Origin of the sequence: Proteus hauseri (assembly GCF_004116975.1) — a bacterium.
In the GTDB taxonomy this organism is placed as follows: Bacteria; Pseudomonadota; Gammaproteobacteria; order Enterobacterales; family Enterobacteriaceae; genus Proteus; species Proteus hauseri.
In genome coordinates this window covers 3,431,998-3,445,396 of sequence record NZ_CP026364.1, presented here as the reverse complement: position 1 = coordinate 3,445,396, position 13,399 = coordinate 3,431,998, and the positions used below count along the sequence as shown (strand labels likewise).

Annotated in this window: 16 protein-coding genes; all 16 read left to right on the top strand. The window is 42.0% G+C overall.

All coding sequences use genetic code 11. The features are described from left to right. The first annotated feature begins 42 nt into the window (after positions 1-42). The 16 genes from PH4a_RS15740 to PH4a_RS15665 all read left to right on the top strand — a co-directional run bounded on the left by PH4a_RS15740 (position 43) and on the right by PH4a_RS15665 (position 13,337). A complete protein-coding gene (locus PH4a_RS15740; RefSeq protein ID WP_129041089.1) occupies positions 43-669 on the top strand; it encodes a phage baseplate assembly protein V in 627 nt (208 codons plus the stop codon). Then, a complete protein-coding gene (locus tag PH4a_RS15735; RefSeq protein WP_129041087.1) occupies positions 666-1,004 on the top strand; it encodes a GPW/gp25 family protein in 339 nt (112 codons plus the stop codon). The genes PH4a_RS15740 and PH4a_RS15735 overlap by 4 nt, the downstream gene beginning before the upstream one ends. Position 1,005: 1 nt before the next feature. Beyond that, a complete protein-coding gene (locus PH4a_RS15730) occupies positions 1,006-1,914 on the top strand; it encodes a baseplate assembly protein (RefSeq protein ID WP_129041085.1) in 909 nt (302 codons plus the stop codon). Further along, positions 1,907-2,518, top strand: a complete 612-nt coding sequence (locus PH4a_RS15725; protein WP_129041083.1) for a phage tail protein I — start codon at positions 1,907-1,909, stop codon at positions 2,516-2,518. Before PH4a_RS15730 ends, PH4a_RS15725 begins: the two co-directional genes overlap by 8 nt. Beyond that, the gene (locus PH4a_RS15720) at positions 2,508-3,998 is read left to right on the top strand and encodes a phage tail protein (protein WP_244212903.1); all 1,491 of its coding nucleotides are present in this window, start codon (positions 2,508-2,510) and stop codon (positions 3,996-3,998) included. The genes PH4a_RS15725 and PH4a_RS15720 overlap by 11 nt, the downstream gene beginning before the upstream one ends. 1 nt (position 3,999) lies before the next feature. After that, a complete protein-coding gene (locus PH4a_RS15715) occupies positions 4,000-4,422 on the top strand; it encodes a tail fiber assembly protein (RefSeq protein ID WP_164971552.1) in 423 nt (140 codons plus the stop codon). Positions 4,423-4,514: 92 nt separating this feature from the next. After that, on the top strand, positions 4,515-5,687 hold the full coding sequence (locus PH4a_RS15710; RefSeq protein WP_129041079.1) for a phage tail sheath protein: 1,173 nt from the start codon (positions 4,515-4,517) through the stop codon (positions 5,685-5,687). A 3-nt stretch (positions 5,688-5,690) separates the two neighbouring features. After that, complete coding sequence (locus PH4a_RS15705) at positions 5,691-6,206, top strand: phage major tail tube protein (RefSeq protein ID WP_129041077.1); 516 nt, start codon at positions 5,691-5,693, stop codon at positions 6,204-6,206. A 20-nt stretch (positions 6,207-6,226) separates the two neighbouring features. After that, a complete protein-coding gene (locus PH4a_RS15700; RefSeq protein WP_129041075.1) occupies positions 6,227-6,574 on the top strand; it encodes a phage tail assembly protein in 348 nt (115 codons plus the stop codon). Next, positions 6,535-6,708, top strand: coding sequence for a GpE family phage tail protein (locus PH4a_RS18505; protein ID WP_129041955.1), 174 nt, complete (start codon positions 6,535-6,537; stop codon positions 6,706-6,708). Before PH4a_RS15700 ends, PH4a_RS18505 begins: the two co-directional genes overlap by 40 nt. After that, complete coding sequence (locus PH4a_RS15690; protein ID WP_129041073.1) at positions 6,701-9,583, top strand: phage tail tape measure protein; 2,883 nt, start codon at positions 6,701-6,703, stop codon at positions 9,581-9,583. The genes PH4a_RS18505 and PH4a_RS15690 overlap by 8 nt, the downstream gene beginning before the upstream one ends. After that, positions 9,583-10,047, top strand: a complete 465-nt coding sequence (locus tag PH4a_RS15685; RefSeq protein WP_129041071.1) for a phage tail protein — start codon at positions 9,583-9,585, stop codon at positions 10,045-10,047. Before PH4a_RS15690 ends, PH4a_RS15685 begins: the two co-directional genes overlap by 1 nt. Continuing rightward, positions 10,047-11,144 carry a phage late control D family protein gene (locus PH4a_RS15680; RefSeq protein WP_129041069.1) on the top strand — a complete coding sequence of 366 codons (1,098 nt, stop codon included), beginning with the start codon at positions 10,047-10,049 and terminating at the stop codon, positions 11,142-11,144. The genes PH4a_RS15685 and PH4a_RS15680 overlap by 1 nt, the downstream gene beginning before the upstream one ends. Before the next feature lie 52 nt (positions 11,145-11,196). After that, on the top strand, positions 11,197-11,406 hold the full coding sequence (locus PH4a_RS15675; RefSeq protein ID WP_129041067.1) for an ogr/Delta-like zinc finger family protein: 210 nt from the start codon (positions 11,197-11,199) through the stop codon (positions 11,404-11,406). A 160-nt stretch (positions 11,407-11,566) separates the two neighbouring features. Then, a complete protein-coding gene (locus PH4a_RS15670) occupies positions 11,567-12,715 on the top strand; it encodes an AAA family ATPase (RefSeq protein WP_164971551.1) in 1,149 nt (382 codons plus the stop codon). Continuing rightward, complete coding sequence (locus PH4a_RS15665) at positions 12,708-13,337, top strand: HNH endonuclease (protein ID WP_129041063.1); 630 nt, start codon at positions 12,708-12,710, stop codon at positions 13,335-13,337. The genes PH4a_RS15670 and PH4a_RS15665 overlap by 8 nt, the downstream gene beginning before the upstream one ends. Positions 13,338-13,399: the final 62 nt, after the last annotated feature.

Genomic DNA, 13,399 nt, shown 5'->3' with positions numbered 1-13,399 from the left:
CAATCTCGTGAGTTTTTTTATTTCCCGTTGCACATTGCGAGTATGAATATCGCAGAGCTTATCCGAAAAATACAAAACTTGATCCGCACTGGCGTTGTGATTGATGTCAGTGCGGAAAAAGGGTGTCGAGTTAAAACGGGCGACAATGAAACTGACTGGCGCCCGTGGCTTACTGCGCGTTCCGGTAACTCGCGTTCATGGTGGGCGCCGAGTATCGGCGAACAAGTGTTATTGCTGTCAATCGGTGGCGATTTAACTACCTCGTTTGTGTTGCCGGCAATATTTAGTGACGATTTTTCAGAACCGTCAACCTCATTAACCGCCCATCGTCATGAGTATAAAGACGGTGCAGTAATTGAATATGAACCCGCAACCGGGGCGTTAATAGTCACGGGAATTAAAACTGCCGAGATTGAAGCCAGCGAGTCGGTCACGGTCACATCACCCGACATTACGTGTGTCGCAGAAAGCAAAATTACCTTAGATACCCCTACCGTTATTTGTACCAACAACTTAACCACGGGATCACTGACGGTACAAAAAGGCGGCACGATGACTGGCGATATTACCCATGTTGGCGGAAAAATGTCCTCTAATGGCGTGGTGGTTTCAGCCCATACCCACGGTGGTGTGCGTACGGGTGATGATAATACGGGGCAACCGCAATGAACTATCTTGGCATGAACAGCCAAACTGGTGAACGTATTACCGATATTGAGCACGTTCGCCAGTCGGTGAGAGATATTTTTAACACACCCATTGGTAGCCGATTGATACGGCGTGAATATGGCAGTTTGCTTGCCGATTTAATTGACGGCCCTGTTAACGCCAAGATGCGACTGCAATTAATGTCGGCGTGTTACACCGCGGTTTATCGTTGGGAGCCACGTATTGTGATGACCGCCATTGATATTCATAGCCAACACGAACAGGTGATTGTCGATATCACCGGCTATTACGCCCACAACCAACAACCGATTAATTTCTCTCTACCGGTGACATAACATGCCAGCGATTAACTTAAGCCAATTAACACCGCCTAATGTGATTGAGTCGTTAGATGCAGAACAACTCTTACGCGAACGCAAAACGGCGTTGATTGCTGCGATGCCAGTACATTTACTTAATGCGGTTGCTAACACGTTATCGTTAGAGTCTGAACCACTGACCAAGCTGTTAGAAGAAAACGTCTATCGTGAGTTGTTATTACGCCAACGAATTAATGAGTCTGCGCGTGCAGTGATGGTGGCGTATGCGAGAGGGGCAGATTTAGATCAGTTAGCCGCGAATTATAATTTATCGCGTTTAGTGTTACGCCCAGCAAATAACAAAACTATTCCGCCCTCTCCGGCGATTTTAGAATCTGATGATGATTTGCGTTTACGCATTCCCGCCGCTTTTGAGGGGTTAAGCGTTGCGGGGCCTGTGGGCAGTTATGAATTTCATGCCCGTAGTGCCGATGGTCGGGTGTCCGATGTGTCCGCGATCAGTCCAACACCGGCAAATGTCACTATTTCCGTGTTATCTCGTGAGGGTGACGGCACTGCATCGGAAGAATTGCTGCGCATTGTTGAACATGCGTTAAACGATGAAGATGTACGACCGGTTGCTGACCGAATCAAAGTGCAATCCGCCCAAATTATTCCCTATCAAATTGATGCGACGTTATTTCTTTTTCCGGGGCCTGAGTCAGAGCCGATACGTAAAGAAGCTAATCGACGTCTGACGCAATACATCACAGAGCAACACCGCTTAGGGCGTGGTATTCGCTTGTCGGCGATTTATGCCGCTTTGCATGTCGAAGGGGTACAACGTGTGGAATTAAAGCAACCCACCAAAGATGTGGTATTGGATAAAACTCAAGCTTCTTATTGCACCCAAAGTACCTTAACCATTGGTGGTTCGGATGAATAGCTTGTTACCGTCAGGCAGTAGCCCATTAGAAAAGGCGGCTGCTATTGCTTGCCAATCCTTGCAAACCTTACCCGTGCCATTGCGCCAATTATGGAACGCCAGCACATGCCCGGTTGAGTTATTGCCGTACCTTGCATGGGCTTGGTCAGTGGATCGATGGGATGAAAACTGGCCTGGATCCGTTAAGCGTCAAGTGGTGCGTGATTCGATGTTTATTCATCGACACAAGGGCACCATTGGTGCATTGAAGCGTGTCGGTGAGCCGTTAGGTTACATCATCAAAGTCACGGAGTGGTGGCAAACCGACGATCCGCCGGGCACATTTCGCCTTGATGTGGGTGTGCCAGAAAGCGGTATTACCCAAGAAATTTATGACGAATTAGAGCGTTTGATTGCCGATGCACGCCCCGTTAGTCGGCACTTATTAGGGTTATCCATCAACCTTGATTCACAAGGTGAGTTTTATCTTTCTGCCGCCACCTTTAGCGGTGATGAGTTAACGGTTTACCCGTATTTTGCCGAAGAAATTACCGTGTCTGGTGCGCCATTAACGGCGGTCGGAGTACACATTATTGATAAAGTTGAGGTCGCACATGAGCGCTAAATTTTTTGCCTTATTAACGACGATTGGTGCCAATAAACTGGCAAAAACCACGGCATTAGGCACCACCTTAAAAATTACCCAAATGGCGGTGGGTGACGGTGGAGGAACGTTGCCGACACCTGATACACAACAAACTAAACTCGTGGGTGAAAAACGTCGTGCGGGATTAAATACCTTATTTGTTGATCCAAAAAATGACGGACAGATTATTGCTGAGCAGGTTATACCTGAAAATGAGGGCGGTTACTGGATACGTGAGATTGGTTTATTTGATGATGAAGGTAGTTTAATTGCTGTAGGTAATTGCCCTGAAACCTATAAGCCCCAATTACAAGAGGGAAGCGGGCGAACGCAGACTATTCGAATGATTTTAACCGTTAGTCATACCAGATCCGTTGAGTTAAAGGTTGACCCCTCGGTGATATTGGCGACCCGTGAATTTGTGAATAATACGATTGAAACCGCATCAAAACAGATATTGGCAGAAGTGGGTGAAAATTATGTCACCAAAAACGAATTAGGTGCCGGTTTAAAGCGGGCACAGACCTTAGCGCATTTCGCTAACACCCGCGTACCTAACACTCGCAAAGTAAATAATAAGCCACTGATTGAGGATATTACGTTAACGGCAGGGGATGTGGGCGCGGCAACACTCGCACAAGTTAATGACATCAATATCGTAGCAAACGACGGAGTCCGTAAAGCTAATGCAGCACAGATAACGGCTAATGATGCGAAGAGCAAAGCCAATACCGCACAAACTACAGCAAACAATGCGAATACCAATGCTAATAGTCGAGTGCCTAACACTCGTAAAGTGAACAATAAGCCACTGATTGAGGATATTACGTTAACGGCAGGGGATGTGGGCGCGGCAACACTCGCACAAGTTAATGACATCAATATCGTAGCAAACGACGGAGTCCGTAAAGCTAATGCAGCACAGATAACGGCTAATGATGCGAAGAGCAAAGCCAATACCGCACAAACTACAGCAAACAATGCGAATACCAATGCTAATAGTCGAGTGCCTAACACTCGCAAAGTAAATGGTAAGGTGTTAAGTGCTGATATTGTATTGAATACAACAGATATTGGTGCTTACTCTACAAGCCAATCTGATGATAAATTTCAATTAAAAAATATGGCTAATAAGAGAGATAGAGGTTGGTGGAAATGTAGCCATACAGGGATTATTTTTCAATGGGGGAAATGGCATAACCCTTATAAAAGCAATGATATTGGTGGTGATAATAACATTCCTATTGCAAAAAATATTACAGAAACTTTTACTATCTCGTTTCCTAATATATGTACGATTATTATTCCAACCATCACAAATAGTGATACGAGAAAGAATATAAATAGTCCCAAAATAACCGTACACAGTTTTTCAAAAACACAATTTATATTTCAAGTGGATGAATTCTGGTCTGCTATTCAAGATTCTTTTATTTATTGGTTTGCGGTGGGGTATTGATATGTATTATTACAGTGCAAAAGAGAATGCTTTTTATCCAGAGGCGCTTAAACAAGATTATATAAATGCAAATACTTTTCCTGATGATGCTGTCATTGTTGATGATAAAGTTTGGTTAATATTTGAGATAAACCAGCCACCTATAGGAATGGTGCGAGTAGCAGGAAAAGATGGCCTTCCTCAATGGAATAAACATCCACTATTATCTCCCATTGAGCTAGTTAAACAGGCACAATATGAGCGCACATTACGTTTAAATGAAGTGAGTAAATATACACAGAATTGGCAAACCCAATTAATGTTAGGAATAATATCAGAAAATGATAAAGATAAATTATTAAAATGGATGAAATATGCACAATTGCTGCAAGCAATGGAAATAACAACAATAATAGATTTACATTGGCCAGCTAAGCCAGAATAGCCTTTGTATCACGTCTCAAACAACCTCATTTTCGTGCAATTTGCCCACTAATTTTTCATGCTATACGGACACAGTTATAGGAGTCCGTGAGTATGGCACAAGAATATCATCACGGTGTGCGCACCATTGAAATTAACGAAGGCACTCGACCCATTCGCACTATCAGCACCGCTATTGTTGGCGTGGTTTGCACTGCTGAGGATGCGGACGAAAAAACCTTCCCACTAAACAAACCCGTTTTACTGACCGATATTTTGCAATCTATCGGTAAGGCCGGAAAAACGGGTACCTTAGCCAGCACCTTAAAAGCGATTTCCGATCAAGCTAAACCCATCATCATTGTTGTGCGCGTAAAGCAAGGTGATAGTGAAGCGAAAACCACCACCAATATCATTGGTACTATAACCGCAGAAGGGATAAAAACAGGATTACAAGCACTGCTGGCATCACAAGCCAAGCATGGTATTAAACCCCGTATTATCGGTGTGCCCGGTTGCGATACGTTAGCTGTTGCCAAAGAAATTTCCGTGATTTGTCAAAAACTCCGTGCCTTTGGTTATGTTTCTGCTTACGGCTGTAAAAATATCAGTGAAGCGATTAAATACCGTGCCAACTTTGGTCAGCGTGAATTGATGGTCATTTTCCCAGATTTCACGTCATGGGATAGCACCACCAACAGTGAGTCAACCGCTTACGCCACAGCGCGTGCGCTAGGTTTACGTGCCAAGTTAGACAATGATATTGGTTGGCATAAAACGCTATCCAATATCACCGTTAACGGTGTGACGGGCATTTCTAAAGATATCTATTGGGATTTACAAGACCCCGCTACTGATGCCGGTTTACTGAATGAAAAAGGCGTGACGACACTTATTCGCCGTGATGGTTTTCGTTTTTGGGGTTCGCGTACCTGTTCGAATGACCCATTGTTTGCCTTTGAATCTTATACCCGAACTGCGCAAGTCCTTGCTGATACGATGGCAGAAGGGCAAATGTGGGCGATTGATAAGCCGTTAACACCGTCTTTGGCGCGGGATATCGTTGAAACCATCAACGCGAAATTACGTTCACTGGTCAGTCAGGGCTATTTGTTAGGCGGTGAATGTTGGTATGACCCGACATCAAATAGCAAAGAAGAACTTAAAGACGGCAAGCTCACACTGGATTATGACTATACACCCGTACCACCAATGGAAAATCTAATGTTACGTCAGCGTATTACCGATAAATACCTGATGGATTTCGGTAACAAAATTAAGGGGTAAATCATGGCGTTACCACGCAAGCTAAAGAATTTTAATTTATTTATGAATGGCACCAATTATGTGGGCGTTACTGAAGAACTCATGTTACCCAAAATCACCCGCAAGTTAGAAGCCTATCGCGGGGGCGGTATGAATGGTTCGGTACAAATTGATATGGGGCTTGATGACGGCGCGTTAGACAGTGAATTTACCCTCGGTGGTGCTGATATTGACGTTTACCGCCAATGGGGTGCATCGACCATTGATGCCGCACAACTGCGTTTTTGTGGTGCTTATCAGCGTGATGATACTGGCGAAGTGCTCGCCGTTGAGGTGGTTCTGCGCGGTCGTTATAGCGAAATTGACGGCGGTAACTGGAAATCGGGCGATAACACACAAACCAAAGTTACGGTAAAACCTACTTACTACAAGTTAGTGATGGACGGCCAAGAAATCATTGAGATTGATATTGTCAATATGGTGGAAAAAGTGGACGGTAAAGACTTATTGCAAGCACAGCGTGACGCGCTGGGGCTTTAATTAAATGCGGAAAAAGAACAATGGAAAAGCAAATCGAAGAACAAAACCAAGAGCAAATTGAATGGGTTGTTGTTAATGGCGACCAAGCCACGGTGACCTTAGAACAACCAATTATGCGCGGTGAAACGAAAATTGAAAAAGTGACGGTGCTTAAACCCAATTCGGGGGCATTACGTGGTGTGCGATTACAGCCCTTAATGGATATGGACGTAGACAGCATGATGCAGGTACTACCGCGCATTACTATGCCAACGTTAACCAAAAACGATGTGCTGTCTTTAGCCGCAGGCGACTTGGTAAACCTAAGTGTGCAGGTGGTCAATTTTTTATTACCGAAGTCGGTTATGTCCGATTCCCTAGCGAATTAACCACCGATGAACTGGCGGCAGATATTGCCGTCATTTTTCATTGGTCACCGGCAGACACCGGCAAAATGAGCCTTTCAGAATTATTGTCATGGCGCTATCAAGCGGCGAAACGTAGCGGACAACAGGATGAGTAATAACTTAACATTACAAGTTGTACTGAGTGCAGTTGATAAATTAACCGCACCGTTTCGCAGTGCGCAAGAAAGTAATAAACGATTGGCATCGGCAGTGCGCCAGTCGCGTGACTCGTTAAAAACTCTTAATCAGCAAGCCTCACAAATTGACGGCTTTCGCAAAATTAAACAGCAGTTAACCTCTACACAGCAAGCGTACCAATCCGCCACACAACGTGTTGCCACCCTCGCCAAAGAAATTGCCAACAGTGAAAATCCGACAAAAAAACAGTTAGAGGCATTTAAAAAAGCGCAACGGGAAGCGGGGCAACTCAAAACCAAGTATGAGCAATTACAGCAGTCGGCACAGCGACAGCGCTCGGCACTACAAGCGAATGGCATTTCCACTAACCAGCTTGGTCAAGCACAACGGCGACTTAATGGTGATATTGAGCGCACCACGCAACAGCTCCGCCGGCAAGAAAACCAGTTAAGGCGCAGTGCCGAACAAGAACGGCGTATGGCGGCGGCTAAATCGCAATATCAAAAGACGCTTGATGCGCGAAATAAAATGGCGGGTGCCGGTGCGACAATGACGGCAACTGGTGCGGGTATGTTGTATTCCGCGAAACAAACCTTAATGCCGGGGTATGAATTTAATGTAGGGATGTCAAAGGTGCAGGCATTAACGCGCCTCGATAAAAACTCTGATGAATTTAAGATGTTGCGTGAACAAGCGCGAGAGCTAGGCGCAACCACGGCATTTACGGCTAACCAAGTAGCGCAAGGTCAGGCATTCTATGCAATGGCGGGTTTTAAGCCTGAGCAAATTAAAAATGCTATGCCCGGAACGCTGGCAATGTCATTGGCGGGTGATATTGATTTAGGTACCACGGCAGATATCGGCTCCAATATTTTAACCGGTTTTAAACTCGACTCGGATCAAATGGGGCGAGTGAGTGATGTGTTAGTCGGCGCTTTTACTCGTTCAAACACCAGTTTGACCATGCTCGGCGACACCATGAAATACGTTGCACCGGTTGCGTCAGGGTTAGGCGTTGATTTAGAAACCGCAGCCGCCGCAACGGGCAAGCTGGGTGATGCCGGTATTCAAGGCTCAATGGCGGGTACTTCATTACGCGCTATTTTAGGTCGTCTTGCCCAACCGCCGAAAATGGCCGCTAAAGCATTAGAAGAACTCGGCATTAAAACCCGCGATGCAAAAGGAAACTTACGTGATTTCCCTGAATTATTAGCCGAGTTGGATAAGAAAACCGCCAATATGGGTAATGCGCAACGGGCGGGATTCTTTAAGCATATTGCTGGTGAAGAAGCTTTTTCCGCGTTATCGGTACTGGCAGAACAAGCGGGCAAAGGGGAGTTGCAAAACCTTGTGGCCGATTTAAAGAAAGCTAAAGGTGAAGCTCAAAAAGTCGCGGGCACCATGACGGACAACTTAAGCGGGAATATGAAAAACCTGCAATCTGCATGGGAAGATTTAGGTATTCAGATTTTTGACGGTATTGATAGCCCGTTGCGTCAGATATCACAAAGTATCACCCGTGTGATTTCTAAAGTCGGTGTATGGATGAAAGAAAACCCTGAATTGGCTAAGACGCTGACGATAATCGGTTTAGCGATAGCGGGCATTATTACCACGCTCGGTATTCTCTCGTTATCCATTGCTGCAATGTTAGGGCCATTGGCTGCCGCAAAATTAAGTCTATCAATTTTAGGCATTAAAGGCGGTGGTGCGTTAACACTGTTATTAAAACCAATAAAATTATTAGGCAGTGCATTTTTATGGTTGGGTAAAGTCATGTTAGCTAACCCTATTTTATTGGCTATTGCTGCTATTGCTGCTATTGCCGGCGCGTTTTATCTGATTTATAAAAACTGGGATAAGATTGAGCCGTATGTCACTAAAGTGTGGGAGTCTGTTAAACAGCGTACCGCTATTGTATGGCAGGCGTTAAAAGATACGATTAATAGTGCATGGGAAGCCATTAAATATATCTTCTTTAACTGGACGATACCGGGCTTAATTGCAAAACATTGGGATAGTCTTGTCGGCTATACCAAAACCGCGTGGGCATCGGTTAAATCTGTGATTTCGGGAATATGGGAAGGCATTAAAACCTTTTTTATGACACAAACGTTACCCGGAATTATTTATAGCAATTGGGATCAAATCGTTAAGTACACCCAAGAAAAATGGGAATTTCTTAAAACAACGATATCCACTAAATGGGATGAAATTGTCGAAGATACTAAGGCACTACCAGCTAAATTTTTGCAGTTTGGTAGTGACCTGATTGATTCCATTATTCAGGGAATAAAAAACAAATGGACGGGCTTTAAAAATAGCATTGGTGGGTTAGCAATAGCAGCGAAAGAAGCGCTGATACCTGACTTTATGAAAAGTGATGATCCTAAAGTGCAGTCTGCGTTAGATCCTTACAATAGCAATTTTGCCGGTATGTATGATTCAGGGGGTTATATCCCACGTGGTCAATTTGGTATTGCCGGCGAAAATGGCCCTGAAATTGTCGAAGGCCCTGCAAATATCACCAGTCGTAAACATACCGCCATGTTAACGACTGCCGCATTATCGCTAGGCAGTGCCTTTTCATTACAGGCACAAAATGCGCCATTGCACCCGCATAGTTTACCGATTGAAAACTATCGCACGGCACCAGCTAATGTGAATATTCAACAACAGCGTTATCAAGGCGCGCCGGCACATTATGAAATTAATATTTATCCTCAACCAAACCAATCCGCGCAAGATATTGCACAGCTTGTTATTGCGGAAATTGAACGTCGTGAGCGTAACAAGCAAGCACGATTAAATAGCCGTTATCAAGACAATTATTCAGACAACGAGGTGTGGTAATGATGGCAGCACTTGGGGTATTTGTGTTTGAGTTACGCACCGTACCTTATCAATCGCTACAAAAACAACAAGCATGGCGACATGGTTTTACTCAACGTGTCGCACGCCGACCAGCACAACAATTTATTGGCCCTGATACCGATGTGATTACGTTATCGGGTGCGCTTTATCCCTCATTAACCGGCGGTAAAGTTTCATTGTTAGCGTTGGAGTTAATGGCAGATAGTGGTAAAGCATGGTCGTTTATTGATGGTACAGGCACCATTCACGGTATGTTTGTGATCACCGATTTACAACGGACTCACACCGAATTTTTCCAAGATGGTGCTGCCAGAAAAATTGATTTCTCGCTGACATTAAAACGGGTGGATGATTCCATCAGTCAGATGTTGGGAGATTTAAGCGACCAATTAGGCATGATGGCGAACGGTGCCGGTGAAGCCATTAAAGGGGGTTTATCATAATGTTACCAGAAATGATCACCGGTAAAAGTAGCACGCCGGCTTTTGTGTTAATTGCCGGTGATGAAGATATCAGCGCCAAAATTCAGGGGCGATTAATTTCGCTTTCATTAACGGACAATCGGGGCTTTGAAGCTGACAGTCTTGATATTGAGCTAGATGATTCTGACGGCGCATTAATGATGCCAAAACGGGGTGAAGTATTGACCTTGCATCTTGGTTGGCAGGGTGAAAACCTTATTCATAAAGGCTCGTTTACGGTCGATGAGATAGAGCATTCAGGTGTACCGGATAAAATGACATTGCGCGCTCGTAGTGCCGATTTTAGGGCAACGCTGAATGTCCGCCGTGAAATGTCTTACCATCAAAAAACATTAGGCGATATCGTTAGAACCATTGCAGGGCGCAATAATGTCACGGCGGTGGTTGATCCTGGTCTTGATATGGTAAAAATTGAACATATCGACCAGACCAATGAATCAGACGGCAGTTTTTTAACCCGCTTAGGGCAATTGAACGGTGCCACCGCCTGTGTTAAAAACGGGAGTTTGCTGTTTATGGTGCAAGGGGGCAATACCACCGCCAGTGGTCAAGCATTACCGCTAGTACAAATTATCCGCAGTGTGGGAGATGGGCATCGCTTTTCATTGGTGGATAGAGGCGCTTACACCGGTGTGACCGCCAATTATTTAAATACCCGTAAACCGCAAGAGAAAGCACAGTCACAAATTCGCCGTAGAAAACCGACCACCGATAAACCGAAAAAAGAAGAAGAAAAACAAGGGGAGTATCTTGTTGGTGAAGAAAGTAATGTAATGGTGTTATCTCACACTTACGCAAGTAAAACCAATGCCGAACGTGCCGCTAAAGCCGCGTGGGAAAAAATACAGCGAGGCGTTGCCTCTTTTAGTATTACCCTTGCGAAAGGGCGTGCAGATCTCTTTCCTGAATTGCCGGTACAAGTGAGCGGGTTTAAGCCTGAGATTGATGAAGCCTATTGGACGTTGGTCACCGTAAGTCATTCACTGAATAATAGCGGGTTTACCACCTCGTTAGAATTAGAAGTTAAAAGCAGTGAGATAGATATGGATAAGGAATAGTGCCTGTGTATAATTACAGGTAATTTCCACATCATAAAGAGGTAACCCGTTTATGATGATTTGTCCTGTTTGTGGTCATGCCGCCCATACTCGTAGTAGTCAGCAAATATCTTCCGATACCAAAGAACGTTATAACCAGTGCCAGAATATCAATTGTGGCGCGACGTTCGTCAGCCATGAAACCGTAACGCGGTTTATTTCAAAGCCTCAATTGATTGAGACAGTTGTACCACATGGAGAGCAAACCATGTTGAATTTATGATATTCGTTAAGAATTATTATTGCCAACGTTTATAACGTATTACGTTTTTAAATATAAATACTATAAATGAAGTAAACCTCAAAAGGTTACATTTTATATATTGAAAATGATATATATAAAATGTAACCTTTTATTTTTAATAATATATATTGGAAGTAAAATGTTTAACGCGACAAATCTTTTAAAATCTAAAAAAAACTATTTTATTTTAGTTGGTAAAAATGGTAGTGGGAAAAGTAGAATGTTGAATCAGTTGGCAGAAGAACAGCATGATTTAGGATATAATACTGTGGCTGTATCAAATACATTATTTGATAAGTTTCATCTACATCCAACAAGTCTTACTTACGATTATATCGGCAGTAAGTTAGGTAGAAATTATCCAGAACAAGCTATAAAAAAAACTTTTTCTACTAATAGTATAGATAAAATAAAACGTGTTTTTTCTGTTTTAGATCATATAGGTTATAATCCAGAAATTGGAATAAAAATAAATTTTAGAAAAAAATTTAAAGAATCAATGAGATATTCTAGTTATTTAGGTAATATTAATGAAAATATTCCTGATGAATTAGGTAGAGCAATTGAAAAGGCAATGCATCAGACTGGTTATGGCCATAATGCTGTTATTCGATTAACTCCTTATGACAATGTGTTTGATGAAGGAGGCTTTAGTTTTTATTTGATTTTACTTAAGTACGAAAAAATATTAAAAAGAGCTAATATAATATCAGGTATAGAAATTTATTTAAATAAAGGAAATAAATTATTCCCTTTGAGTCAAGCAAGCTCTGGAGAATTATCTTTTATTGCTTTACTTGTTCATATTACATTTTGTGTATGTAATAACTCTTTTATTTTTATTGATGAACCTGAGAATAGTTTGCATCCAGAATGGCAAAGAAATTATTTTAATTTTTTAAAGGGTGCCATTGGATATAATCAATGTAAAGTTGTAGTAGCAACGCATTCTCCTCTTATAATAACTTCAGTTTCAGACGATAATCAATTTGAGGTTTATAAAAGTGAAATAAATGGTTTTAAGAAAGTTGATTACTTTAGCGATAATGCTGAAGAATTGTATATTGATTACTTTGATACATTAACACCTAAAAATAGAGAATTATCTAATCGATGTGTTGATATTATAGATCAACTAGATATTGGGAAAATAACATTAGGGTCTGCAAAAAAAAATATATCAAACTTTATAGATATGACAAATAATTCAGCTCAAAAAGAATTTCTTAAGGGAGTAAATATATTGCTTGAAAAAGTTAATAATAAGAAAGGAATAGCTAATGAGTGATATTTCATTTACTGGTGAAGAAATAGAATTAATGAAAAATGCTATCGCAAAAGGGCATCAATTTTGGGGATCTGAATCTCTAAAAGATCTAAAAAGAAAAATTAAAAATTATTTAAGACAACATCAAGTGGAATGTTGTTGCTATTGCTCTAGAAGTACAGATGATGAATTTAATATGGTACTCGATATAGAGCATATTATACCAAAATCTAAAATAGTATCTGAAATGTTTGAAATGAGGAATTTAGCTGTATCTTGTAAAAGATGTAATATGAGAATTAAAAAAGAAGATATTTCATTTATTAATGAAGATTTTGAGTCTTTTAAAAATAACATTAGTTATTATCAATCAGAAAAATATAAATTTATTCATCCGAACCTTGATGGATGGGATGATCATCTGATTTACCTGGTGCAGCAACAAAATAGAAAAAAAATAGTTTATTATCAGGTTGTTGGTGGTAGTAGCAAAGGTGAATATACAAAAAACTATTTTGAATTAAGTAAGATACAGGTAAATACATTTGATGAAACTCAAGGGACTACTGGCAGAAAAGAACCTTGTGACGTCAATATTGCTAAAGAATTTTCTCAATTAGTGGCTTTGGTGTTGGATGAATAATAAATTTTATCAAAGTCAAAAGTCTCTCTTTTGAAGTAACCCCCAATAATTGGGGGTTACTT

What these genes read in the sequence shown, in the direction of transcription:
- PH4a_RS15740 (WP_129041089.1), top strand. Translation starts at nt 43, where the DNA reads ATGAATATCGCAGAGCTTATCCGAAAAATACAAAACTTGATCCGCACT.
- PH4a_RS15735 (WP_129041087.1), top strand. Translation starts at nt 666, where the DNA reads ATGAACTATCTTGGCATGAACAGCCAAACTGGTGAACGTATTACCGAT.
- PH4a_RS15730 (WP_129041085.1), top strand. Translation starts at nt 1,006, where the DNA reads ATGCCAGCGATTAACTTAAGCCAATTAACACCGCCTAATGTGATTGAG.
- PH4a_RS15725 (WP_129041083.1), top strand. Translation starts at nt 1,907, where the DNA reads ATGAATAGCTTGTTACCGTCAGGCAGTAGCCCATTAGAAAAGGCGGCT.
- PH4a_RS15720 (WP_244212903.1), top strand. Translation starts at nt 2,508, where the DNA reads ATGAGCGCTAAATTTTTTGCCTTATTAACGACGATTGGTGCCAATAAA.
- PH4a_RS15715 (WP_164971552.1), top strand. Translation starts at nt 4,000, where the DNA reads ATGTATTATTACAGTGCAAAAGAGAATGCTTTTTATCCAGAGGCGCTT.
- PH4a_RS15710 (WP_129041079.1), top strand. Translation starts at nt 4,515, where the DNA reads ATGGCACAAGAATATCATCACGGTGTGCGCACCATTGAAATTAACGAA.
- PH4a_RS15705 (WP_129041077.1), top strand. Translation starts at nt 5,691, where the DNA reads ATGGCGTTACCACGCAAGCTAAAGAATTTTAATTTATTTATGAATGGC.
- PH4a_RS15700 (WP_129041075.1), top strand. Translation starts at nt 6,227, where the DNA reads ATGGAAAAGCAAATCGAAGAACAAAACCAAGAGCAAATTGAATGGGTT.
- PH4a_RS15690 (WP_129041073.1), top strand. Translation starts at nt 6,701, where the DNA reads ATGAGTAATAACTTAACATTACAAGTTGTACTGAGTGCAGTTGATAAA.
- PH4a_RS15685 (WP_129041071.1), top strand. Translation starts at nt 9,583, where the DNA reads ATGATGGCAGCACTTGGGGTATTTGTGTTTGAGTTACGCACCGTACCT.
- PH4a_RS15680 (WP_129041069.1), top strand. Translation starts at nt 10,047, where the DNA reads ATGTTACCAGAAATGATCACCGGTAAAAGTAGCACGCCGGCTTTTGTG.
- PH4a_RS15675 (WP_129041067.1), top strand. Translation starts at nt 11,197, where the DNA reads ATGATGATTTGTCCTGTTTGTGGTCATGCCGCCCATACTCGTAGTAGT.
- PH4a_RS15670 (WP_164971551.1), top strand. Translation starts at nt 11,567, where the DNA reads ATGTTTAACGCGACAAATCTTTTAAAATCTAAAAAAAACTATTTTATT.
- PH4a_RS15665 (WP_129041063.1), top strand. Translation starts at nt 12,708, where the DNA reads ATGAGTGATATTTCATTTACTGGTGAAGAAATAGAATTAATGAAAAAT.